Source organism: Synechococcus sp. Nb3U1 (genome assembly GCF_021533835.1).
In the GTDB taxonomy this organism is placed as follows: Bacteria; Cyanobacteriota; Cyanobacteriia; order Thermostichales; family Thermostichaceae; genus Thermostichus.
This window is the reverse complement of sequence record NZ_JAKFYQ010000001.1, coordinates 153,640-177,394: the sequence shown is the minus strand read 5'-3', so window position 1 is coordinate 177,394 and position 23,755 is coordinate 153,640. Positions and strand designations below refer to the sequence as shown.

Here is a 23,755-nt window from a genome sequence, read left to right as displayed (position 1 = left end):
ACCTTATAGAGCAAGGGATTGACCTGAATCTGCCATATCAGATAACGCTGGAAAAGGCTGTATCGTAGTCGAAGGTTGTGGGGAGAGAAAGCATGGAGATCCTGACAAACAACAAACGGCTCTGGGCAGGATTGGCTACCGGTGTATTGATGACGGGATCCGCCCTGGGTGGGGCCATCTGGGGATCCTGGCAAGCGGATGGAGATTACCGCTCTCAAGCAGGGCCTCTGGAAGTGGCTTCCAGTCCTCTAGATGCCAGCCAACTCCCCGTATCTTCCACCACTGCCTTTTTGCAAGCCTATGCTGCTCTGCAAGCCGGCCAAGCCGAATCTGCTCTACGACACTTAGAGGGGTTAGAAGACAGCCTGCCGGTTCTCACTGATGAAATTTGGAAACTGCGGGCTCAAGCCTACGAAACATTACGAGATAAAGAAACAGCCCAAGGGGTTTGGTGGCCCAAGGTTCTAGAGGAATACCCCAATAGCCCTGTCGCTGCCTATGCCCTCTGGGGCATGGGACGTGCGGATGAACTACGGCAGCAATTTCCCACCCACCCGGTCACTGGACGTGCCCTCAAGTATTTGCTGGGTCTCAGCCCAGAACGCTATGACCTGCTGCGGGATTTGGCCCAACATCATCCGCAAACCTCTGGGTTAACGCCCCTGTTGGATCGCTGGCGGCAAGCTCAGGAGGGATCCCTTTCATCTGCGGATTGGCAGATCATTGCCGATGCCTATTGGGAACAGCGGGAATACGGCAAAGCGGCCCGTGCCTACGGTCGTGCCCCGGCTACTTCTCAAAATCTCTACCGCTGGGGCCGTAGCCACCAGATCTCGCGGGAATTCCCTCAGGCGATAGCCGCCTACCAAGCCCTGCTGGCGCAGTTTCCCGATGGGCCAGATGCCTCTCTCACCCGTCGCCGCCTAGCGGATCTGAGCGACCTGCCCACAGCCATTGAGTTGCTCAAACAGGTGGGATCTGGTTCTGATAAAGAAGCCCCGGAAGCCCTGCTCAGCCTCAGCCAACTGTACGATCGCAACGCCAGCCCCCAATCGGCCCAAGCCACTCGCCAAGCCCTCTGGGATCGTTTTCCCCACAGCGAAGCCGCCGCCAACGCCGCCTGGACAATAGCTTGGAACCAAGCCCAAGCGGGCAACCTCAACTCAGCCATTGCCATCGCCCAACAGGTGGGATCCGGCCAACGGGATACGGAAATGGGGGCTCAACTGCTCTACTGGGCGGGCAAATGGCGAGAACAACAGGGGGATGCAGAAGCGGCCCGACAAACCTATCAGTTGGTGTTGAACCAGTTTCCCCATACCTACTACGGCTGGCGGTCGGCGGTACAACTGGGCTGGCCTGTGGGGGATTTTGGTAGTGGTCGCAAGGCGGTAGAGGTGGATTTTGAGCCGGTGCGTCTACCGCTGCCGGACGTTTCCGATGCCACTCAAACCCTACATCTGATTGGGGCGAGGCAACTGGCCTGGGAACGCTGGCAGGGAGAAACCCCCGTCCAACGAGATCCCCGACAAATGAGCATTACAGAACGCTTTGTCACGGGTATTTTGCGCAACAGTGCCGGGGAGCATCTGCGGGGCATTAACCAAGTGACAGCTCTGCGCTTCAGCGAGGATCCGGATCCTATGTTGGATACGTTGAAGCAACGGCAGGATTTCTGGCAAGCCATTTATCCACTGCACTACTACGCCAACCCAGACAATTCTTGGGGCGGGGATCCCTACACCCAATCCGGCATGGCCCGCTGGTCCCGGCAATTTAACCTCAACCCGTTGATGGTGGCTTCTCTGATCCGGCAGGAATCACGGTTTGAACCAGAGATCGTCTCAGTATCTGGGGCTTTGGGCTTAATGCAGGTGATGCCCGCCACGGGGCAATGGATTGCTCAGCAGATTGGCCTAGCCCAATATAGCCTCACCAACCCCGCCGATAACCTCTACTTGGGATCCTGGTATTTGGACTACACCCATCGCACCTACCAAGACAACACCATGCTGGCTTTGGCCAGTTATAATGGCGGCCCCGGCAATGTCGGCAGATGGTTGAATCAGTACGGCCTCACGGATCCCGACCTGTTTGTGGAGCAGATCCCGTTTGCTGAGACCCGGGGTTACGTCAAGTCGGTGTTTGGCAACTACTGGAACTATTGGCAACTCTACACCCAGGAGGGGCGTACTCTGGTAAGCCAACGCCTCTAGCAGGGGTAGCTCTAGAAAGGGTAGCGGCAAGCCCGGCAGCGTGCATTGCTGTTGGGAATAGATTATGGCAGCAAGGGAGTTACTTTGCAGGGTTCCTTGGTTCCCTAGCTGCCGCAGCAACCTCACCTCAAGGGCAGTATTCTGAGAGAGCTGAGCTTTGAGTGGGTCAATGGTTTCTGAGGTCGAGCACAGCGATGAGCACCACAATGCAGCGGAGATAAAAAATTCGCTAGAGGCTCTTTCTGTAGATTTCATTCGCCACGGCATTGCCGAAGAACCTCAGGCGGAGATGGAAGATGCTTTTCGGGCACTGACAGACGAGGGCCGCAAACGCTGTCGCAAGATTGCCCGCCAACTCAAGGAGATGGGCTGGAAGTGGAACCTGATTCTGACTAGCCCCCTGGTGCGAGCCCGACAAACGGCTGAGATCTTCTCAGATGAAGGACTTACCAAAAGCGTAGAAGTGTTTGAACCCCTGGCTCCAGGAGGAAGTTTCGCCGATCTGGTGCGCTGGCAAACCCAGCAGGATCCCCTCACCTCCTTGGCCTCGGTCGGTCACCAGCCGGATTTGAGCCTGTGGGTGCAGGCGGCCATCGGGCTATGCCCCACCAACAGCCACACTCAAGCCATCACCCTCAAAAAAGCCGGTCTGGCCCAGGTACGGTTTTTAGAAGGCCGGATTGACTACCGACAGGGATCCCTGACGTTGTTGTTATCCCCGAAAGTGTTGCTGCGTTGAGTGGCTACAGGCAAGCCCATTTCATCACCCTTCGGAAGGATTGGTCTTCTCACCCACAATTCGCCATCGAAGGGGATCCCCTGTGGACTCAGGTATTGTTGCAAACATGGCAGCTTTAGTTAACTTTTGTTAAGGTTGCTTTAGAAAGGCGCAACATTATGGAGCATCCAACCATGGCCAAGATCTTCACCCCTGAATTCAACCAGTTTGAGACCATCAACGCGACTCAAGCTTGGTCTTTGTTCTTTACCATCAGCGCTTCTGATCAGCTCTTGGGTCAAAAGCCTGCTGTCGGTCGTTACATTACTCTGGCCTTGTTCAGCGGCATTCTGACCGGGATCTTGAATGTGCTGGTGGCTTCTGTGTAGTTTGCTGGTACGGATCCATTAGGCCTTTTTGGGGATCCGCCGTTCGACCTGGAGGAGAGGGTGTCCTTTCTTTCAGGTTCTTTGTTTTTGCATGACGAAGGGATCCCTGCCGCCGAGCAAGTGCTCTAGAAACCTGGGGGGTCAAAACAGAAACGGCTGCCCAACAGACAAGTTAGGATCTCAGCGGCACATGTCCTGCACACTGCCGTGGTCATCCCAGCACCAACCTTCACCCTTTCATGAGTGCTTCTGTAGAAACTGCCTCTTCTTTAAGGGCCTCTGCCCAGCTTGGTGGGCTTCCTCTTCTTTTGGCTCCAGCTGGAGATTGGGACTGTGCCAAGGCGGCTGTGGAGAATGGAGCCGATGCCATTTACTTTGGGCTGGAACGGTTCAACGCGCGTATGCGGGCCCGCAACTTTACGGAGGCTGACCTACCGGAGTTGATGGCCTGGCTGCACCAACGAGGGGTACGGGGCTATGTAACCTTCAATACTTTGGTCTTTCCTTCTGAACTGACTGAGGCGGAGGGCTATATTCGCTCGATTGTGGCAGCGGGGGTGGATGCGGCGATTGTGCAGGATATCGGCATGGTGCGTCTGATTCGTCATCTCTCGCCGGATTTTCCCGTTCATGCCTCTACGCAAATGACCATTACAAGCGGGGTGGGAGCGGAGTTCGCTGAGCAACTGGGCTGTGAGCTAGTGGTATTGGCCCGCGAATGTTCCCTGAAGGAGATCGATAAAATTCGCACTCACCTAGCTCAGAAGGGATCCGCCCTCCCTCTGGAGGTGTTCGTGCATGGGGCTTTGTGTGTGGCTTATTCTGGGCAATGTTTGACCAGCGAATCGTTGGGGGGCCGCTCCGCCAATCGGGGGGAATGTGCCCAGGCTTGTCGCATGCCCTATGACTTGGTGGTAGATGGGATCCGCCGTGACTTGGGGGAAAAACGCTACCTGCTCAGCCCACAGGATTTGGCGGGGCTTGAGGTGTTGCCAGAGTTGGTTAAAGCTGGGATCCACTGTTTGAAGATCGAGGGGCGGCTCAAATCGCCAGAGTATGTAGCCAATGTAACGCGGGTGTATCGGCAAGCTTTGGATGCCCTGGGGGCGGAGCAACCGTGGCGGCTTTCTCGTCAGGATCGTTATGAGCTGGAGATGAGCTTTTCACGGGGGCTGTATACGGGCTGGTTTCGGGGCATCAACAACCAGGAGCTAGTGCACGCCCGCTTCGGGAAAAAACGAGGTGTTTATTTGGGGCAGGTGCTCGGGATCCTCCCTAACCAAGTGGAGATTCGCCTGGAAGCGCCTCTCAAGGCTGGGGATGGGGTGGTGTTCGACCAAGGGCAGCCGGATTGGCCGGAACAGGGGGGGCGGGTTTACCGCATCGAACAGAGGCAGGGACGGGCCTTCCTCAGTTTTGGACAGGGGGATATCGATCTCAAACGCATCCAAGTTGGGGATCACCTCTGGAAAACCAGTGATCCGGAATTGGAGAAACGCCTTCGCCAAAGTTATGCCGGGGAGCACCCCCACTTTCAGCGGCCTATCCATATCGAAGTTCACGGCCAAGCCGGATCCCTCCTCACCCTGATCCTGCGGGATGAGCAGGGCCATACTGTGCAAGTGGATTCGCCGATGCCGCTGGTGCCCGCCCATCGCCAACCTCTCTCCACTGAAAAACTACGAGAGCAACTAGGCCGCCTTGGAGCCACCCCCTTCCAGTTGGGATCCCTGCACAATTGCCTGGAGGGAGCGGTGATGTTGCCCGTGAGTGCCCTCAACCAAATGCGCCGCGAAGCCGTAGAACAATTGCAAGTCTTGCGGGCTCAACCCCAGCGCTGGCAACTGAAACCTGAGGCCCATTGGCAAGATCTCCTGCCGACTCTGGCCAGCAGGACGGACGCCCTGGAAGGTTCAGAAATGGGATCCCCAGAATTGTCGGTTTTGGTGCGGGATCCGGCTCAACTGCAAGCGGTGCTCGAAAGCGGCATCCAACAGATCTACCTCGAATTTGAGGATCCACGCCGGTATCGAGAGGTGATCTCCGCAAGCAAAACTTTGCATCCTGAGCTGCACCTTTGGGTGGCTCCACCCCGTATCACCAAACCAGGAGAAACCTGGATTTTGAAACAGGTGCTGGCTGCAGGGGCAGATGGCTATTTGGTAAGAAATTATGATCACCTGGAGTTTTTTAAGGATAAACAGTGTATTGGGGATTTTTCTTTGAATGTGGCCAATCCCATCACCGCCAATTATCTAAAAGCCCGGTATAATCTTGAGCGCTTAACCGCTTCTTATGATCTTAACCATGAGCAACTGGGATCCCTATTGAAAGCTGGCCCTGCCCACTGGTATGAGGTAACCATCCATCAGCATGTGCCCATGTTCCATATGGAACATTGTGTCTTTTGTGCTTTTTTGTCAGAGGGAACCGACTATACCAATTGTGGTCGCCCTTGTGAAAAGCATGAAGTGAAGCTACGAGATCGCGCCAACGTTGAACATATTTTGAAAGCGGATGCGGGCTGCCGCAATACCCTCTACAATGGTAAAGCCCAAACAGGGGCAGATCATGTGCATAAATTGCTCGATCTGGGCCTGCGCTATGTGCGGGTGGAGTTTTTGAATGAAGCACCGGCACAAGTGAAACAAACTCTGCGCAGTTATCAACAGCTCTTACAAGGGAAATTAAGCGGATCCCAGCTCTGGCGAGTGCTGAAGCTACAGAGTCAACTGGGGGTCACTCGCGGATCTTTGGAGGATTGAATAAAACTCTGAATATGCCTCTTCTGTCATGGGAGAAAGACTTGATTTCTCGTCGGCTGAAATGATGTATAGTAGTTTCATTTAAGAATGATTTAAGAATGAGACATTTATGCTCCCTCTCCCGTTCCAGGAGAGAAGTTTGGAGTGAGGGGGAATGTTGCAAATTGTAATTGCAATGACGTAAACCTATCAAAATTTTTGAAAGTGACGAAAGAGGCGTATATACAATTCAAATCTCAAAAGCCATACGAAAAAAGTCATACTAAATGGGTAGGGCTGAGTAGGAATCTCTTACCATGGCTACCTCGAAGCGGGTGCAGTTCAAAAGTGGCCCTTGGCTGTTGGTGGGGGATTTGTACCTGCCGGAAGAGGATCTGTCTTCTCCCAAAGCAGGGCTGGTGTTCAGCGGCCCTTTTACCGGAGTGAAGGAACAAGTGACGGGGCTATATGCTCGTCGGTTGGCAGAACAGGGATGGGTTTGTTTGGCTTTTGACCATCGCCACTTTGGAGAAAGTGAAGGGGAGCCACGCCAACACGAAGATTCTGCTGGAAAGCTCACTGACTTGGCTGCTGCCGTCAGTTTTTTGCGTCAGCAAGCGGAAGTGGATCCCGAACGGATTGGGGCTTGTGGAATTTGCCTGGGCACCAGTTATGTCCTTAAGTTTGCCGCTTTTGATCCACGGGTCAAGGCGATTGCCCTGATAGCGGGTGCCTACAATTCCCCACACACCATGCGCCGCCTCATGGGATCCGAGCGCTACCGGGAGCGCCTGGCGCACTTTGCCCACACGCGCGAACAGTATTGGCAGACGGGTGAGTTGCCCTATATTCCTGCGGTTGCCGAAACCGGAGCTGCAGCCATGCCTGGGGCAGAACCCTACGAATACTACGGTACGGCTCGCTCTGCCAGTCCCCACTGGGTGAACCAGGTTACGACCCTTTCCACCTATGAGTTGATCACCCTTGAGGCAGCAGCAGCGGCAGATTTCATCGCCCCAACTCCGATGTTGATGGTGCACGGACAGGTGGATGCCTACTGTTCCCCTGAAAGTGCCCAAGCTACCTATGAACGAGCCGGGGAGCCGAAGAAACTGGTTTGGCTGCCCACCCACAACCACATCGATCTGTACGATGTCGAGGATTACGTTGGCCCTGCGGTTGCCGAAACCGCCCATTGGTTTCAGACCTACTTGGGCTGAAATCTGAGCATTTATTTCATTTATTTAAGGCAACCAAGGAAACCGGCGAAAATCGGGAGGGCGCTTTTCCAAAAAGGCTCGTTTGCCCTCGGCGGCTTCTTCGGTCATGTAAAACAGCAGCGTCGCATCTCCTGCCAGCTCCTGTAGCCCCGCCTGCCCATCACAATCGGCGTTAAAGGCAGCCTTGAGGCAGCGAATCGCCAGCGGACTTTTTTGCAGAATTTCCTGTGCCCAGCGGATCCCTTCTGCCTCCAGTTCTTCCACCGGCACCACCGCATTCACCAGGCCCATCTCTAAGGCTTGTGCCGCTGTATATTGACGACAGAGAAACCAAATTTCTCGCGCTTTTTTTTGACCCACCACCCGTGCCAAGTAGCTGGCCCCGAAGCCCCCATCAAAGCTGCCCACCTTGGGGCCGGTCTGGCCAAAAATGGCGTTGTCTGCGGCAAGAGTGAGATCGCAAATTAGATGCAACACATGACCGCCCCCAATGGCATAGCCCGCCACCAACGCGATCACCACCTTGGGCAAGGAGCGGATCAGCCGCTGCAAATCCAACACATTCAAGCGAGGGATCCCCGCCTCATCCAAATAGCCTGCCTCGCTGCGCACGCTCTGATCCCCGCCGGCACAAAAGGCATATTGGCCATCGCTATGGGGCCCCGCTCCGGTAAATAGCACCACCCCAATGCGGGGATCCTCCCGCACATTGGAAAAGGCATCGATTAATTCCTGAATGGTTTTGGGGCGAAAGGCATTGCGCTTATGGGGGCGGTTGATGGTGATTTTGGCGATGCCATCGCTTTTTTCATAGCGGATATCTTCGTAGGTTTTGGCACTGTGCCACATGGCCGGGGATCCTCTGACGGATCCGTATTATCCAACGGTTCCGGTAGTCTGGAGCGGTTGCGCCTGCTGGATCATGGCTTCCACCAGCCCCTCTAGAGTGTATTCTGCTGCCTCAATATCCACTCGGCCCAACTCTGCGCGGCAGGTTTCTGCAGTTTTGGGGCCAATGGCGGCAATCTGCACCGGTGGATCCCAAACCTCGGGATCCAACCCTGCCTGCCGGATCAACTGGGCGAAATGCTGCACCGTCTTGGAGCTGGCAAAGCTGAGAAGATCCACCTGATGAGCCTTTAGGGCGGCGATCACCTGGGGATCCGGCTGTTTCGGACAGGCGGATTGATAGGCGGCTACCTCCAGCACCTGCGCCCCTCGCTGCCGCAACCCCTGCACCAACACATCTCGCCCGCCCGACTCGACCCGTGGGAACAGCACCCGTTGCCCCATCACGGGCTCGGGCCAAACCTCCAGCAACGCATCGGCAACAAACTCCGGCGGCACCAAATTGGGATGAATACCATAGTGAGCCAATATCGCCGCTGTTTTGGATCCCACCACCGCCACCCTGAGGGCATGCAGGGCACGGCTGTCTTGCTTGTGATGGTGCAACCGCGCAAAGAAATGGGTGACGGCATTGGCAGAGGTGAGTAGTAGCCAGTCGAATTGCTCAAGCTGTTGAATAGCCTGATCCAAGCGATCCCAGCTTGCGGGGGGTTGAATCACCAGGGTGGGCATCTCCAGCACCCGTGCCCCTTGGGCCTGGAGCAGCTCCCGAAAGGTTTCCGCTTGCCCTTCCGAACGGGTCACCAACACGGTTTTACCCGCCAAGGGGGCTTGTTCTGGTAGCCTGGGGATCCCGGACAAGAAGTCCTGTCGCAATTTCACCACCTCCCCGATCACCAACACTCCCGGCCCAGACTGGGTCTGTTCACAGGATCGGTTTTCTGCTGCGGCCCACTCTGCCAGACAGCCCACCCACACCGTTTGTTCCGCTTGGCCCGCTGACCGAATGAGGGCCACAGGTCGCTCCGCAGGGCAACCCGCCTCCATGAGCTTGGCGGCAATCTGGTCTCGTTGCCGGGAGCCCATCAAGATCACCAGCGTATCCAATTGGGCCAGCCCTGGCCAGGGCAAGGTTTCCAGCTGGTGTGCTGTCAGAACCGCAAAAGCGCGGCTGAGATATTTATCCGTCAAAGGGATCCCTGCCCACAGGGGGCCAGCCAAGGCAGAAGACAACCCCGGCAGGATCTCAAAGGGGCAGCCCGCCTTAACCAGTGCTTCCACCTCTTCACGGGTACGGCCAAAAATCAGCGGATCCCCAGATTTGAGGTGAACCACCTGTTGGCCCTCACGGCAGCGTTGGATCAGCCAAAGGACTCCCTCCTGCACAGAAGACTCCCCAGACCGTCGCCATAGCTGCGCCTGACCCGGCAATTCTGCCAGCAATCGGTCATCCACCAATTCATCGATCCAAACTGCCTCTGCCTGCCGCAATACCTGAAGCGCCCGCACCGTCAGGCCCTCCCGTCCCCCCAACCCCGCCCCCACCAAATACACCTTGCCCATGCCGGATCCCCTGCACTATGTTTCGATCCTGCCGCAAATGGGGGATCCTCAACAGTCACCGGCAACGGCATTCCAGACTAGGCTAAAGAAAAACCCTTTTGCACTCAGGATCCCGTGTGTATGACTGGGGAGCGTTGGTTCCGACGAGATTTTGTGGTGAATGGGGCCGCCCTATTGGCTGTGGGATGGGGATCCAAACCCAAGAAAAAGGAACAGGGAGAACCCCTTCGCTTAGCCACCAACTGGTATGCGCAAGCAGAGCACGGTGGATTTTACCAAGCCGTCGCCACTGGCATTTACGCCCGCTATGGTCTGGAGGTGCAAATCCACATGGGGGGAACAGGGGTGAATGTGTTGCAACTGTTGGCGGGAGGGGCGGCAGATTTTGTGCTCGGCTCCAGCCCGGATGCACTTTCTGCTCTGCAAGCCGGGATCCCGTTGGTGACGGTGGCAGCCTTTTTCCAGAAGGATCCCCAATGTTTGCTGGCTCATCCCGGGGTGGGCCATGACCATCTAGAAAACCTGCGGGGCAAGCCGATTTGGGTCTCTCCGGGAGCGAATCTCACCTATTGGCCTTTTTTGCGCGCCAAATTTGGCTTCAGCGACGAACAAAAGCGCCCCTACAATTTCAGCCTTGGGCCCTTTTTGCTGGACAAACAGTCGGCACAGCAAGGGTATGTTACCGCCGAGCCTTTTCGGGTGCGTCAAGAGGGGGGCTTCGATCCGGTGGTGTTTCCCCTAGCAGACTATGGATACTCTCCCTATGCCACAACCCTGGAAACCACACGTCACTTCGCGGAACGGCAGCCGGAACTGGTTCAAAAATTTGTCGCTGCTTCCAGTGAAGGTTGGCAGAGCTACCTAGAGGATCCCCGCCCCGGCAACCGCCTGATCCAACAGGATAACCCCAACATGAGCGAGGCCCTTTTGGCCTATAGCCACCAAGCCCTGAAAGACTATGGCCTGCTGACCTCTGGAGATGCCGCCACCTTAGGGATCGGGGCGATGACCGATGAACGTTGGCACCGCTACTTTGAGGACATGGTGGCTCTCCAGATCATAGAGTCGAAGCTAGATGTTAGACAGGCTTACTTGCTCAATTTTTTGCCCAATCGGAGCACTGGAGTCAGACCCACTTGAGCGGGACTTGACTGGGCTAGAGGGTATACAGGAGGAGAGTCACACCTGATTCCATCAGATATCCTCACAGCCTTTTCCGACTTCATGGACGACACAAGGTCAAGAAGAAATTCTTGTCAGACAAAAGGTTGGCCTGCATCGGCTGTAGGATGTAGCGCTGGAAAAAGCTGTACCGGCCGAATGGGGCGTACAGGGATCGAACCTGTGTAAGGCAAATTATGAGTTTGCTGCCTAAACCGCTCGGCCAACGCCCCTCAGTCTCTCTACTTTAACGCCCTCATCAGGGCTTGGATGGCATGAAGTGGAGTCAACAGACAGGATAAGCTGCATGTCAGTGGTTACCCAAAACGGCAAACAACATGGCGTCGCCGCGTTCTTGGAAAGGTCAGATGGTTCTGGGACTGGGACTGGCCTTGGTCTCTTTGTCCATTTGCCTAGGTTTTTTGGCCTTTGGGCATCAGTATCTGGAATGGCATCCGGGATCCACCTCTCCACTGGCGGAGGTGGCTTTGGATACATCGTCTTCCCCTGAGATAGCTTTTGAGAGTGCATCCACGCCGACTGAGGTTGCTGCTGCCAATAGCCCTGTAGAGGGATCCAGGCCACAACTTTGGTTCATGACCTTTATGACGGTGTTCGTGGCAGAAATGGGGGATAAGACCCAACTGGCAACATTGTTGATGAGTGCCCAATCAAGATCCCCTTGGGCAATCTTTTTCGGTTCTGCTAGTGCGTTGGTGACGGCCAGTTTGCTCAGTGTTGTGTTGGGGGGCGGTCTGGGTCAGGTCATTCCGTCAGACTGGCTACAATGGTTAGCCGGCGCAGGCTTCCTAGTGATTGGGGGCTATGTGCTTTGGCAAGAGTGGCGGGGAGATGTCCTTCGGGAGGGCTAGTGGTTTTGGGAAACCCATGCGAGCAAACAAGACAAAGCGGGGAGCAGCAGAGGAACGTGTTGATCGACAAGGACGATAGCCCAAATTCATCTTCCTTAGGCCAAACAGCCTGGCGGGTTATCCTAGTCAGTTTTGGCTCGATTCTGCTGGCAGAAATGGGAGATAAAACCCAACTTGCAACATTGCTCCTGAGTGCACGCGCTCAAAACCCTGTGGTGATCTTTTTCGGAGCCGCCGCCGCCTTGATCAGCACCAGCTTAATCGGGGTGTGGGCCGGGGCCTGGGTGGCACGATGGTTCCCGCCTCGCTGGATTAAAACTGCGGCCGGTTTAGGTTTTGTGTTGATCGGGCTAACGCTGCTGTGGGGATCCCTGCCAATAGCCAGTTGAGTGCAGGGATTCAGAATGGGTCAGCCGAAGCGTGCTAGGATTGGAAACGCTTGATTTTCGCACCTGAATCGGGTGCTACATAACTTTATACCGGATCGCCGGTCAGGAAAACCAGCATGGCCAAAAAACGCAACTTGAAGCGAGAAAAAGCCGAGCGGAACCGCGAATATGCCAGACAGTTTCAGAAAAGCCGCGCTCGCAATGGCCGCCGCTTCCGTTCTGCTCCTCGAGACAATGATGCCAGCGCCACCGAAGAACCCTAGCCTGCTGGGATCCTTTGGCCAGATCTGAACGGGGCTAGCTCAACAAACCTGCTATTGTATGCAGGGGTGGGCTGGATCGGGTGAGCATGAAATATCGACGGATTTTACTGAAACTGAGCGGTGAAGCCCTGATGGGGGAACGTTCCTATGGAATTGACCCCGAGATTTTGCAATCGATTGCCAGTGAAGTCGGCTCCGTGGTGCGGGCCGATGTGCAAGTAGCGATTGTGGTGGGGGGCGGGAATATCTGGCGGGGCCGTAAAGAGGCGGCGGCCCAAGGCATGGATCGGGCTTCTGCCGACTATGTGGGCATGTTGGCCACGGTTATCAACGCCCTCACCTTACAGGATGCTATCGAGCGCGCCGGGATCCCCACCCGCGTCCAGACCGCCATTGCCATGCAGGAAGTGGCAGAACCCTACATTCGTCGTCGCGCCATCCGTCATTTAGAAAAGGGGCGGGTGGTGATCTTTGGAGCCGGTTCAGGAAATCCGTTTTTCACCACCGACACCACTGCAGCTTTGCGGGCAGCTGAGATCGATGCAGAGGTGATCTTCAAGGCTACGAAGGTAGATGGGGTTTACGATGCCGATCCCAAGACCCACCCCCAAGCCCGCCGTTATGATGTCCTTAGCTACCAGGATGTGCTCACCCACGATTTGCGGGTGATGGACAGTACTGCCATTGCCCTGTGTAAAGAGAATCAACTGCCTATTGTCGTCTTTGACCTGACAACCCCCGGCAATATCTATCGAGTGGTGACGGGAGAACCGATCGGGACGGTGATCAGGCAGCATCCCGGGGAGAACAAGGGGATCCCAGTCACTGTGGCTCAGGAGAGCTGATCCCAAATAGGACTGAAGCTAAAATTGGGCCGGGATCACCCTAGCAAGCCTTCCGCTGGATTGCAGAGTAGCCTGACAGAAGGATGTGCTCAGATGATTGTGGAGGGGTAACTGATGGCAGAAGATCTGCAGCTTCCGGCTCAACAGGATACTCGTTTGCCCAAACGCTCAGCTGTGCCTCCCCACTCCAGCACTCGTCGCTGGGCTAGGCGTTGTCTTCAGGGTATTGTGCTTCTGCTGGCGGTGGCTGTCGGTTTGGCCTACTGGCAGTGGCAACGTTGGCTACAACCCGTGGGCGGTTCAGAACCCATCCAGGTGGTGATCGAGCAGGGGAGCAGTAGCCGTTCAATCGGGCAAAAGCTTTACCAGGCGGGTGTGATTCGCTCCGATGTAGCCTGGAGGCTATGGAGTCGTACCCTAGCACGGGATTGGGTATTTCAGGCAGGTACTTACTTGCTGGATCCCAGTCAAGACATGTTGGCGGTGGCCCAGCAACTGCGCCAGGGTAACGTCCTACAAACGCGGCTGACAATCCCGGAAGGTTGGCGGATCGACCAGATGGCGGCTGCGTTGGCCCAACGAAATTGGCTTGGGGCCGATACGTTCATCGCCATGGCTCAGGTGATTCCACCCCTAGATTGGCTGCCCCAGGATCTCAAGTCTCTGGAAGGGTATCTGTTCCCGGATACCTACCTGTTTCCGGTGGAACAAGTAGAGGGATCCCTACCGGATCACGAGAAGGCCCAAACGGTGGTCAATGCCATGTTGCAGCGGTTTGTCTCAGTGGCTTTGCCTCTGTTTCAACAACATTCCACCCCCTTATCCCTCCACGAGTGGGTCACCTTGGCCAGCATTGTGGAGCGGGAGGCAGTGGTGCCGGAGGAGCGAGCCTTAATTGCGGGTGTCTTTTTGAACCGGCTCAGGCAAGGGATCCCGTTGGGGGCGGATCCGACGGTGGAATATGCTCTCAATATCCGTCAAACACCGGATCGCCGCCTCACCCTGGCAGAAGTGCGTACCCCCTCCCCCTACAACACTTACCTCAATCCAGGCTTACCTCCTGGCCCGATTGCCAGTCCTGGATTGGCTAGCTTAGCAGCCGTTTTAGAACCGGAGGAGACGGATTTCCTCTATTTTGTCGCCCGCTACGACGGCACCCATGTTTTCAGCAAAACACTAGCAGAGCATGAGGCGGCTCAACTCCAAATTATCCGGGAGCGGCAAGCAGGGCAGACCTCACCGGGAGCGGCAACAAGTCCTTAACCGAGCATAGGATGGTACACAAACCTTGGTTCAAACTCCTTCAGCCGGATTTGGTGGTGGCAGGCACCGTCTTGCGGCTACAGCCGGAAGCGCTGTTGGAATGGAGGGTACGAGGCATTATCTTCGATGTGGACGGTACGCTGTTGCCGATTCAACAGGCTGAGGTGGATCCCGCCGTGGTGGCTTGGCTGGAGCAGTTGCGCCCCCAATTCCAAATTTGGCTGGTGAGCAACAACATCAACCGCAACCGGATTCGGCAAATCGGAGAAAGCCTGGATCTGCCCCACATTCACCGCGCTGGGAAACCTTCACGGCGGGCTTTGCGGCGGGCAGTAACCCAGATGGGCTTGCCAGTGGAGGCGGTAGCCATGGTGGGGGATCGGCTGTTAACGGATATTTTGGCAGGTAACCGACTGGGTTTGGTGACGGTGCTGGTCAACTCCCTCTTGGCGGGAGTGGTGGAAGAGAAACCTGCTGCGATTTTGGATCCCCGCTCGTAGGGCAATCCAAATTGCCGGATCCGGTGCGGCATCTGCCCTCGGATCAACTTTGTAATTTTGGTCAATGCCTGAAGATGAAGGAAAAACAGAGAACACAAACCGCTCACACAACAGGAGCAGAGTCGGGATCCGGGGCAATGAAGATAGAAGATAAGTGAACCTAGTGTAGCTAGTAAACTATCCTTGAGACTCAACCGGATCCGGCGGTTGCCATTTCAGCACCAGGGTGGAGAGTTGCGGCAGGCAAAGATCTAGGGAATAGGGCAGACTGTGGCAGGCCCAGTCATCCGTCCATTTGCCCCCCAAATTGCCCACCCCGCTGCCCCAAAACTCGACAGCATCACTATTGAACAGCTCTCGATAGAAACCTCGTGCCGGCACGCCAATGCGGTAGTTGGGCCAAACTACCGGCGTGAAATTACACACCACCACCACCCACTCGTTGGGATCCTCCCCGTAGCGAATGAAGGAGACAACGCCACGATGATCGCTACAGTCAATCCAGCGGAACCCCTCCGGTTTGATGTCTTGGGTGTAGAGAGCGGGTTCCAAGCGCAACAATCGATTCAAACTGGCCACGTAATCGTGCAACTTGGCATGGGGTTCAAACTGCAATAGATCCCAATCCAAGTCAGCCCAAACATTCCATTCGTTCCACTGGCCAAACTCCATGCTCATGAACAGGGTTTTCTTGCCGGGGTGGGTGAACATATAGCCGTACAAAGCCCGCAGACTGGCAAATTTGTGCCAATGATCCCCAGGCATTTTGCCCAGCATGTGGCTCTTGCCATGTACCACCTCATCGTGAGAGAAGGCCAGCATATAGTTTTCACTAAAGGCGTACATGAGGCTAAAGGTGACCAAATTGGGATGGAACTGGCGGAACCAGGGATCCATGTGGAAATAATCCAGCATGTCGTGCATCCAGCCCATATTCCACTTCAGGTTGAAGCCCAACCCGCCCACATGCGTTGGCCAGGTCACCATCGGCCAAGCGGTGGATTCTTCCGCAATGGAAAGAGCACCGGGGTTGTATTTGAAAATCAGGGTATTGAGTTGGCGGAAAAAGTCAATGGCTTCGATATGTTCCCTTCCGCCGTAGGGATTGGGCAGCCATTCTTTGCGGTCGTAATCCAGATACAGCATGGAAGCTACCGCATCCACCCGGATCCCGTCGATGTGGTATTTCTCGAACCAAAAGAGGGCGTTGGCCACCAGATAATTGCGCACTTCGTTGCGGCCATAGTTAAAGACCAACGTGCCCCAACCCTTGTGTTCCCCTTTGCGAGAATCGCCATACTCGTACAAATGAGTGCCGTCGAAAAAGGCCAACCCATGCCCATCTTTAGGAAAATGTCCCGGCACCCAATCGACAATCACCCCGATCCCGGCTTGGTGGGCTTGGTCAACAAAATACATGAAGTCTTGCGGGGATCCATGGCGGGATGTGGCGGCATAGTGACCGATCACCTGATAGCCCCAAGAGCCATCGAAGGGGTGCTCTGCTATCGGCAAAAGCTCAATGTGGGTAAAGCCTAGCTCCTTCACATAGGGGATCAATTTGTCCGCTAGCTCCCGATAGGTGAAGAAGCGAGTATTGGGCTTTTGATCCACCAACACACTTTGCCCTGTGGCCGGGGGATCCTCAGCCGAGCCGTGCATCCAGGATCCCAGATGTACTTCATAGACGGAGACAGGAGAGCGTAAGGGTTCGGTAGCGGCTCGCTGTTCCAGCCAGGCTTGATCCTCCCAGGTATAGCTGCTCAAATCCGTGACAACGGAGCCGGTCTTGGGTCGTACCTCCTGCTGGAAGCCATAGGGATCCGATTTTTCGTAAATATCGCCCCAGGGGGTTTTCACCTCATATTTGTAGATCGCCCCCACAGGCACACCGGGAATGAACACAGCCCAAATGCCGCTTTCTCCCAGCATCTTCATCTGGTGTTGGCGGCCATCCCAGTGGTTAAAATCGCCGATAACGCTGACATTACGAGCATTAGGGGCCCAAACGGCAAAGTGAACTCCGGCTACCCCCTCGACAGTGATGGCATGAGCGCCCAGCTTGTCGTAGATGCGGTGGTGGTTGCCTTCGCCAAACAAGTAGCGATCCACTTCCCCCACATGATTCACCTGCTCTAGGGGAAACCGATAGGGATCCTCCCACTCTTCCAACTGTCGCCCTTCGGGATCCCAGGTGCGCTGTGATCTTAAAAAATAGTCCGGCAAGGGATCCCCAGAGGGCCAGCGCAGTTCAAACAGGGTCTCTGGGTGTAGCGGCTGCATCAGATGAGCTTGCCCGGTGGCCCGTTCCACCAGCCAAACCTGCTTGGCATTGGGGATAAGGGCACGCACCAGCCAAAAGGACTCACCGGCCTCTTCTATCTGCTGTGGCCCCAAAACGGCAAAGGGATCCCGCCATTGGTTAGAGACAAACTGACCCACTTGTTCGGCAGACAGAAGAAATGCCATCGGGAACCCTCAACAGACAACTGATCTCAGTGTAACGGTGGCTGACTTCCCGTTTGGCGGTTTAACTCCAGGCCCGCCTCCAAGCGAAGAACCTCTGCAGAAGGTTTTGCAGGCGGGTGTTGGCGGCAAATTTTTGTTTCTTGTGCTGTAGGGCGGCTTTGGCGTTCACTTCTGAGAGGGTGGGGTAAACGTGGATCCCCGTCAGGGCCGAGACGGGCAATTGGTGGCTCATGGCCAAGACCACCTCATGAATTAGCTCTCCCGCATGGGATCCGACAAGGTGGGCTCCCAAAATCTGGCCGTTGCGCCGACAGATCAATTTGGCAAAGCCCAGCGTAGCCGCTTCCGCTTGGGCGCGATCCACTTCGGCAAACTCGTGCTTGAGCACCATCACATCTTGGCCGTATCTCTGTTGGGCTTCGCTTTCGGTAAGACCAACCCGGGCCAGTTCCGGCTCGGTGAAGGTAGCCCAGGGAATAACCCGGTAACTGGCCTTACTGATGGGTAAAAACAGGGCATTGACCAGAGCCACTGCCGCTTCGTACCCGGCCACATGGGTGAATTGGTGCCCCCCAATCACATCGCCGCAGCCATAGATCCGGGGGTTGCTGGTTTGCAGTTTGGCGTTCACCTGGATCCCTTGAGCGCTGTACTGTACACCGGCAGCCTCCAAGCCTAGCCCTTCCAGGTTCGGGATCCGACCTGCGGCTACCAAAATCTCTTCTACGCGGATCACCTTGCCGCCATTGCCGTTTTTCGCCCCGACGTAGAGGAGCTTTTCGCCGTTCTCTAGGCTGACTTTTTGGGCACGGGTTTGGGTCAAAATGTGGATCCCGTCTTGAGCCAACTGATGCTGCACCGCCTGGGCAGCTTCGGGATCCTCCTTGGGCAGGATCCGATCCCGGCTGGCAATCAAGCTCACTTCGGAGCCGAGGCGGGCTAGCGCTTGTCCCAATTCACAACCAATTGGCCCCGCCCCGATAACCGCCACCGATTTGGGCAATCGCGTCAGATCAAACACCGATTCATTGGTCAGGCAGCCCACCTCCGCCAAACCCGGCAGGGGAGGGATCAACGGGCGGGATCCGGTGGCCACCACGAAAGCCCGCGCCTGTACCCGCCGCCCCCCCACCTCGAAGGTGCGTTCATCCACAAAGCGGCCCTTTTCAAAAACGATCTCCACCCCCAGGTTGCGAAAGCGATCCGGCGAGTCGGCATGGTTGGCAATGAACTCCTGAGCAGAGCGGATATGTTGGTACACCTTGAGGTAATCCACCTGGATCCCTGTCCCGTTTAGCGAAGAAACCAAACCAGAAGCAGCCGCCTGGTGAATTTGGTGAACCGTATGGGCAACGTGGATTAAGGATTTGCTCGGTACACAGCCGTACCAAAGGCAATCTCCGCCGATGCGATCGCTGCCTTCCACCAGCAGGACTTTCGCCTTCAGTTGAGAGGCTGCACTGGCCACCACAAGACCTGCTGAACCAGCACCAATGACGACAACATCATAGGGAACAGTCATGGCTCTTTTCTGGGTAAGGTGAAGGGGGAAACCGCAAAAATCCCCAATTGGCAGGGACACGACAATCCTACCTGCCCGATCCTGAATAGGCTGTGGGTGGGGTATGAGAAAATCCTGAGAAGGGTTGAACCCTGGGATCCCTTTCTGAACAAGAGAAGATCTTGCTAGAGTGAGACGGACTGGCAACTGCTAACTTTTTTGTTTTTCGGGTCTTGGGGATTTATGACTATTCTGCTACCGAGTGAACCTGTTCTGGCCGTGGGGATTTTCGGCATGGGTCTGCCGGAACTGGCGGTGATTGGGGTGATTGCGGTGGTCGTGTTTGGCCCCAAGAAGTTACCGGAGTTGGGCAGTGCTGTGGGCAAAGCTCTGCGCGGCTTCAAACAGGAGATGAACAATCCCAGCAGCGATGAAGAGTCTGCCAGCACCGAAAGCTCTGAGAAGGTGGCAGAGAAGGATGCTGCCTGAGGAAAGGTTTCTTCGGGGATAGACATTCGATAGTCGATAGACATGCAATGTATGGGGTTAGCCCACAGCAGAATAAGTAGAGGTAGTGTATAGTCTGGGGAAACCCCTGCATCTAACGCTACTAGCTAGGCTTCATCGGCCTGGATGAAACGGAGTCTTATGGCGGAGCTGACCGATTCCGAGCTGATGCGCCAGATCCAATCGCGGGATCGGCGCAGCCACTTTCTCCTGAAGGATCGCTATCAAAAGCGGCTACTCGATATTGCCTTGGCCACCCTCAAGCAACCCCACCAAGCAGAAGAAGTGGTGCGCCAGGTATTCGAGTTTTGCTGGAAGCGGGCGGATGTATTCGATATAGAACGGGATCGCTCGGTAGCCTTGTGGCTGTACGAACTGACGGCCTTTCAAGCAAGAGAACGGTTGCGGCGCTGGGCCTGGTTGCCGGCTCCCACCGCGATTCAAACGACAGCTTCTGTTTGGCCTCGACGCATTCTGTTGGTCGGTCTGGGGGTTTTGGGACTCTATGCGACAGGAATGACGGTAGAATACTGGCGCTTGCGCTGGCAGTGGGGATCCCTCTTGCCTGAGGATCAGATGGCAATCCAGCGGCTTTACCAAGAGTGGCAACAGCAGCCGGATATTCAACGGATAACCCTACGGGATCCCAGCCTGGGGAACCCGCTGCTGGTACAGGCCTTGTGGTCACCCCGTGCCAAGCAGGTGTTGCTGTTGGCTTCAGAAATGGCTCCTGCCCCCCAGGGAAGCACCTATCAGTTGTGGTTGCAGTCGGATTTGGAGGGAGGCGCGCAAATGCTAGAAAGTGCCGGCACCTTTACCGTCAATGGAGAGGGATCCCTGCAATGGCTGAGTCGGCCTACGCTTTCTGCGCAACCCACTCGCCTATTGATCACCCTCGAACCGATAGGAGGGAGCGAGTCTCCTACAGGAGCGCCGTTGTTGCAAAGTCATGTTTTGACTCCGGCTGCCCAGCTGTGATGGGTCACCGACAACAGAACCCCAGGAAAGAACGCTAAGAAGCTCGTACAGCTCCAGAACGCCGCTTCCCACGGGATCCCCGCAAACGCACCTTGAGGCGGTAGCGCACCGTTTCGTGCACCACCTTATAGGAGGCATCCACCCCGTGGTTTTCCCGCAGCCAGTCGCGAATGTCGCTGTAGGTGCGGAACCGACCGGGTTGATGCAGCTCTTGTTTGAGACTTTCCAAAATTGGAGTGGGGATGAGGGGTTTGCGCCCTTGATTGCGGGGCACCGTCAACAGGCCTTCTAGGCCTGCGGTTTTGTAGCGTTGAAACCACCGGAAAATGGTTGAGATATCCCGGCCCAAAATTTCAGCCAAACCCGTAATCGTCTTGACTTTTCCAATCTTGAGAAGATAAAGAGCTTGAACCCGCTCTTTGCCCATCGGGGTAGCCTGCTTGCCGAGTAGCAATTTTAACTCTTCGACCGATTCTTGAATGTCTAACTTAAGAACTCCAGCCATGGTGAGATGCCGTGGGATCAATTCGTGAATTCGTGAATAGGTAGAGGAGACAAAAGCTCCGCGGAGGGAACAAGTTCAAGCCCAGAGGCCGACTACCGACTTATTAGCAAGCAGAAGAGACCCTCCTTCAAATCAGCAGGAACCCCTGCCCTAGCGAGCCAATCGAGCAGGAAAGACCCTAAACTCGCGCAGAATGGAGTTGAAACTAATGCTTGAAGGAGAGTGTAACATGGACGCTTTAGTTTCTGGAAGTTGCTTCTGAAGTTTTTATGGGGATCCCTTGACGTTTGCCGAATGGCAATCTGAAAAATCTCTAACAGAAGCTGTTTTTGTTTCAGCCCCTAATCTTTCAGGAGTTTATAATCTCTGAGACGTACTGCTCAAAGGAGCCGACTGGGTACTCCAGAGAGAGAGGATTAGGGCTGTAGGATTGAGAGGCAAACTTGCGGATCCCGCGCTATGGTCAGTCAGCCTAGGTCTTGGGAGGCGTTGCGTTGGTTCCGGCTGGCCCTACAGCTACAAGGATCGGTGGTGCCAGCGGTGCTTCCCCGCACCCTCATTTGTGGGTTGTTCGGGGTGTTGATCTCGATCCTTTACGAGTTGGGGTTGCCGCTGGATCTGCCGGCGTTGGTGGTGTTTGTGCCGAATATCGTATTGGGGTTGATGCTGGTGTTTCGCACCAACACAGCCTACGAACGGTTTTGGGAGGGTCGCAAAGCCTGGGGCGCTTTGGTGAATGATGTGCGAAATTTAGCACGACTGATTTGGGTGGTGATTGAAGAACAGCAGCTGGGCGACCGGGAAGAAAAAATCGAAACCCTATATCTACTGCCCGCTTTCGCGGTGGCCATGAAGCAGCACCTGCGCCAAGAATTCCTGCCGGAAGAGATTCAACCGTTGGTTAGCCCGGAAAAACTACAGCGTCTCAAAAGCCTGAATCATCCCCCTTTGCAGATTGCCTTTTGGATCGGGGATTACTTGCAGCAGCAGTATGAAACCCAGCGGGTCGAGGTGTATCAGCTAACGATTATGGTGGAACGGCTCAACAGCATGGTAGATGCATTGGGAGCTTGCGAGCGAATTTTGATGACGCCGATGCCTTTGGCCTACGCCCTACATTTAAAGCAGTTGTTGTTGCTCTATTGCTTGTCTTTGCCATTTCAGATGGTGCAGGGATTGGGCTGGATGACCGGGGCAATCACAGGGTTGGTGAGCTTTATGTTGTTTGGTATCGAAGAGATTGGCATTGAAATTGAGAACCCCTTTGGCCGGGATCCCAATGATTTGCCGTTGGATGCGATTTGCGGAAAAATGTGGCACAACATCACAGATTTAATTCATTCGAACCGATTAACTTAGCCAGAAGAACCTCACCTTGGGGCTCATTCAACAGCGTCTACCGGTAGGGGGCAAGAAGGGAGCAAAGTCCTAAATTTGGGGGACGGGATCCCTATATCTGGGCAGGCAGCAGAATCCAGTCTGCTAAACTGTGGGCAATTTGCTCAGGATCAGATGGGATTTGCTGTCATGGCCCGATCAACCTGCACCTTTCTGCATCTGGCTGATGTTCACCTGGGTTATGACCGTTATGACAGCCCGGAACGGAGTAAGGATTTCTTTTTGGCTTTTCGGGATGTGGTGCAGCGTTATGCTATTCAGAATCGGGTCGATTTTGTGGTTATTGCCGGAGACCTGTTTGAGCATCGGCAAATTCAGCCGGGGGTACTCAATCAGGCCCAGATCGTTTTACGGGCACTGAAACAGGCGGAAATTCCCGTGCTGGCCATCGAAGGCAATCATGACAATCGACCTTTTGGGGTAAAAACCAGTTGGCTGCGCTACCTAGCGGATCATGGGGAGCTGATTTTGCTAGAGCCCAGCGAAGGGGAGCAGGGGATTCATCTGCAGCCTTGGTCAGAGCAAACTCGCAGAGGAGCCTATTGGGATTTGCCCTGCGGGGTTAGGGTGATCGGATCCCAGTGGTACGGGTCAGCAGCCCCCAAATCGATCGAGCAGTTGTCGGCGGCGATTCGTCAGTTGCCTCCTGGCCCAGAACGAGTGGTGCTGATGTTTCATCACGGCTTGGAAGGGCAAATCGCGCGGTATCAGGGGGCTTTGCGCTACAGCGAATTGTTGCCCCTCAAGGAAGCGGGGGTGGGCTACTTGGCTTTGGGACACATTCACAAGAGCTACTCTGAGGGGGGCTGGGTGTTTAATCCGGGATCCCTGGAGGCCAACAGCACCGCCGAATGGGACTTTGAGCGCGGCGCCTACCGGGTGCAATGGGGAGATGGCGGGCCCCAAGCTGAATTGGTGCGGGACTACTATCAGCGGCCCTGTCAACGGTTACGTCTGGAGATCAAGGGGAAAGAAACCCCAGAGCAAGTCGCTGCTGCCCTGCTGACCTTGGCAGAGGGCTCCCGTCCCCAGGAGGAGAGTCCTGAGCCGATTGTGGAAGTTCGTCTGGTGGGGCAGGTGGGCTTTGCCAAACACGACCTGGATAGCCGCGCCCTCCAGAGACAACTGCAACAAGTGACCGGAGCCTTAATCTTGTTGTTTCGCTTCGAGGCGACCCCTTTAGAACTGGGATCCGCCGCAATCACCTTAGAAGAAGAAGGTCAACGGCTACAAATTGAGGAGAAAATCTACACCGATCTGTTGAGTGGTCATGCTCATTATCGTAAGCGCAGCATTGAACTGGCTCATCTATTGCTAGATCTCAAAGAAAAAGTGTTGGATGGTCAAGAAGAATCGGAAGTGTACTCCCATTTGAGCAGCACTTTTCTGGAGGAGGAAGACTAAC

21 protein-coding genes and 1 tRNA gene are annotated in these 23,755 nt (G+C 55.3%); 16 read left to right on the top strand and 6 right to left on the bottom strand.

The window, feature by feature from the left end:
• Positions 1-92: 92 nt before the first annotated feature.
• The 5 genes from L1047_RS00790 to L1047_RS00770 all read left to right on the top strand — a co-directional run bounded on the left by L1047_RS00790 (position 93) and on the right by L1047_RS00770 (position 7,287).
• Positions 93-2,216 carry a lytic transglycosylase domain-containing protein gene (locus tag L1047_RS00790; RefSeq protein WP_235276699.1) on the top strand — a complete coding sequence of 708 codons (2,124 nt, stop codon included), beginning with the start codon at positions 93-95 and terminating at the stop codon, positions 2,214-2,216.
• A gap of 169 nt (positions 2,217-2,385) precedes the next feature.
• Positions 2,386-2,955 (top strand): phosphohistidine phosphatase SixA, encoded by a 570-nt coding sequence (gene sixA / locus L1047_RS00785; RefSeq protein ID WP_235276698.1) that lies wholly within the window; start codon positions 2,386-2,388, stop codon positions 2,953-2,955.
• 158 nt (positions 2,956-3,113) lie between these two features.
• A complete protein-coding gene (locus L1047_RS00780; protein ID WP_235276697.1) occupies positions 3,114-3,323 on the top strand; it encodes a hypothetical protein in 210 nt (69 codons plus the stop codon).
• Positions 3,324-3,562: 239 nt separating this feature from the next.
• Positions 3,563-6,088 carry a U32 family peptidase gene (locus tag L1047_RS00775; protein ID WP_235276696.1) on the top strand — a complete coding sequence of 842 codons (2,526 nt, stop codon included), beginning with the start codon at positions 3,563-3,565 and terminating at the stop codon, positions 6,086-6,088.
• A gap of 296 nt (positions 6,089-6,384) precedes the next feature.
• Positions 6,385-7,287: an alpha/beta hydrolase gene (locus tag L1047_RS00770; RefSeq protein WP_235276694.1), complete on the top strand. Its 903-nt coding sequence runs from the start codon at positions 6,385-6,387 to the stop codon at positions 7,285-7,287.
• Between the two features lie 24 nt (positions 7,288-7,311).
• On the opposite strand, the gene menB is transcribed toward L1047_RS00770, so the two are convergent.
• Entirely contained in the window at positions 7,312-8,136 is an 825-nt protein-coding gene (menB, locus tag L1047_RS00765; RefSeq protein ID WP_235276692.1) for a 1,4-dihydroxy-2-naphthoyl-CoA synthase, read from the bottom strand.
• A 27-nt stretch (positions 8,137-8,163) separates the two neighbouring features.
• Positions 8,164-9,699 (bottom strand): uroporphyrinogen-III C-methyltransferase, encoded by a 1,536-nt coding sequence (gene cobA, locus L1047_RS00760; RefSeq protein WP_235276690.1) that lies wholly within the window; start codon positions 9,697-9,699, stop codon positions 8,164-8,166.
• 120 nt (positions 9,700-9,819) lie between these two features.
• Between cobA and L1047_RS00755 the strand changes: the two genes are divergently transcribed.
• A complete protein-coding gene (locus tag L1047_RS00755) occupies positions 9,820-10,839 on the top strand; it encodes an ABC transporter substrate-binding protein (protein ID WP_235276688.1) in 1,020 nt (339 codons plus the stop codon).
• Positions 10,840-11,020: 181 nt separating this feature from the next.
• Here the strand turns inward: L1047_RS00755 and L1047_RS00750 are convergent.
• Positions 11,021-11,093, bottom strand: a tRNA-Ile gene (locus L1047_RS00750).
• Between the two features lie 135 nt (positions 11,094-11,228).
• Here L1047_RS00750 and L1047_RS16620 point away from each other — a divergent pair.
• The 6 genes from L1047_RS16620 to L1047_RS00720 all read left to right on the top strand — a co-directional run bounded on the left by L1047_RS16620 (position 11,229) and on the right by L1047_RS00720 (position 14,992).
• Positions 11,229-11,732, top strand: a complete 504-nt coding sequence (locus L1047_RS16620; RefSeq protein ID WP_328286015.1) for a TMEM165/GDT1 family protein — start codon at positions 11,229-11,231, stop codon at positions 11,730-11,732.
• Between the two features lie 56 nt (positions 11,733-11,788).
• The gene (locus L1047_RS00740; RefSeq protein ID WP_235276686.1) at positions 11,789-12,121 is read left to right on the top strand and encodes a TMEM165/GDT1 family protein; all 333 of its coding nucleotides are present in this window, start codon (positions 11,789-11,791) and stop codon (positions 12,119-12,121) included.
• 116 nt (positions 12,122-12,237) lie between these two features.
• Entirely contained in the window at positions 12,238-12,384 is a 147-nt protein-coding gene (locus L1047_RS00735) for a hypothetical protein (protein ID WP_235276684.1), read from the top strand.
• Positions 12,385-12,470: 86 nt separating this feature from the next.
• A complete protein-coding gene (pyrH, locus tag L1047_RS00730) occupies positions 12,471-13,229 on the top strand; it encodes a UMP kinase (protein ID WP_235276683.1) in 759 nt (252 codons plus the stop codon).
• 114 nt (positions 13,230-13,343) lie between these two features.
• Positions 13,344-14,492, top strand: a complete 1,149-nt coding sequence (mltG, locus tag L1047_RS00725; RefSeq protein ID WP_235276682.1) for an endolytic transglycosylase MltG — start codon at positions 13,344-13,346, stop codon at positions 14,490-14,492.
• An 11-nt stretch (positions 14,493-14,503) separates the two neighbouring features.
• Complete coding sequence (locus L1047_RS00720; RefSeq protein ID WP_235276681.1) at positions 14,504-14,992, top strand: YqeG family HAD IIIA-type phosphatase; 489 nt, start codon at positions 14,504-14,506, stop codon at positions 14,990-14,992.
• Between the two features lie 177 nt (positions 14,993-15,169).
• Here L1047_RS00720 and glgB read toward each other — a convergent pair whose 3' ends face one another.
• A complete protein-coding gene (gene glgB, locus L1047_RS00715) occupies positions 15,170-17,461 on the bottom strand; it encodes a 1,4-alpha-glucan branching protein GlgB (protein ID WP_235276680.1) in 2,292 nt (763 codons plus the stop codon).
• Between the two features lie 61 nt (positions 17,462-17,522).
• On the bottom strand, positions 17,523-18,983 hold the full coding sequence (locus tag L1047_RS00710; protein WP_235276679.1) for a dihydrolipoyl dehydrogenase family protein: 1,461 nt from the start codon (positions 18,981-18,983) through the stop codon (positions 17,523-17,525).
• Between the two features lie 222 nt (positions 18,984-19,205).
• On the opposite strand from L1047_RS00710, the gene tatA reads away from it, so the two are divergent.
• Positions 19,206-19,451, top strand: a complete 246-nt coding sequence (tatA, locus tag L1047_RS00705) for a twin-arginine translocase TatA/TatE family subunit (protein WP_328286014.1) — start codon at positions 19,206-19,208, stop codon at positions 19,449-19,451.
• 144 nt (positions 19,452-19,595) lie between these two features.
• Positions 19,596-20,447, top strand: coding sequence for an anti-sigma factor domain-containing protein (locus L1047_RS00700; RefSeq protein WP_235276677.1), 852 nt, complete (start codon positions 19,596-19,598; stop codon positions 20,445-20,447).
• A gap of 34 nt (positions 20,448-20,481) precedes the next feature.
• On the opposite strand, the gene L1047_RS00695 is transcribed toward L1047_RS00700, so the two are convergent.
• Positions 20,482-20,952, bottom strand: coding sequence for a helix-turn-helix domain-containing protein (locus L1047_RS00695; RefSeq protein ID WP_235276675.1), 471 nt, complete (start codon positions 20,950-20,952; stop codon positions 20,482-20,484).
• A gap of 459 nt (positions 20,953-21,411) precedes the next feature.
• Here L1047_RS00695 and L1047_RS00690 point away from each other — a divergent pair, with 459 nt between their 5' ends.
• Together L1047_RS00690 and L1047_RS00685 are read left to right on the top strand one after the other, a co-directional pair.
• Positions 21,412-22,311 carry a bestrophin family protein gene (locus tag L1047_RS00690; RefSeq protein WP_235276674.1) on the top strand — a complete coding sequence of 300 codons (900 nt, stop codon included), beginning with the start codon at positions 21,412-21,414 and terminating at the stop codon, positions 22,309-22,311.
• A gap of 168 nt (positions 22,312-22,479) precedes the next feature.
• Entirely contained in the window at positions 22,480-23,754 is a 1,275-nt protein-coding gene (locus L1047_RS00685) for a metallophosphoesterase family protein (RefSeq protein ID WP_235276673.1), read from the top strand.
• The last annotated feature ends 1 nt before the right edge of the window (position 23,755 follow it).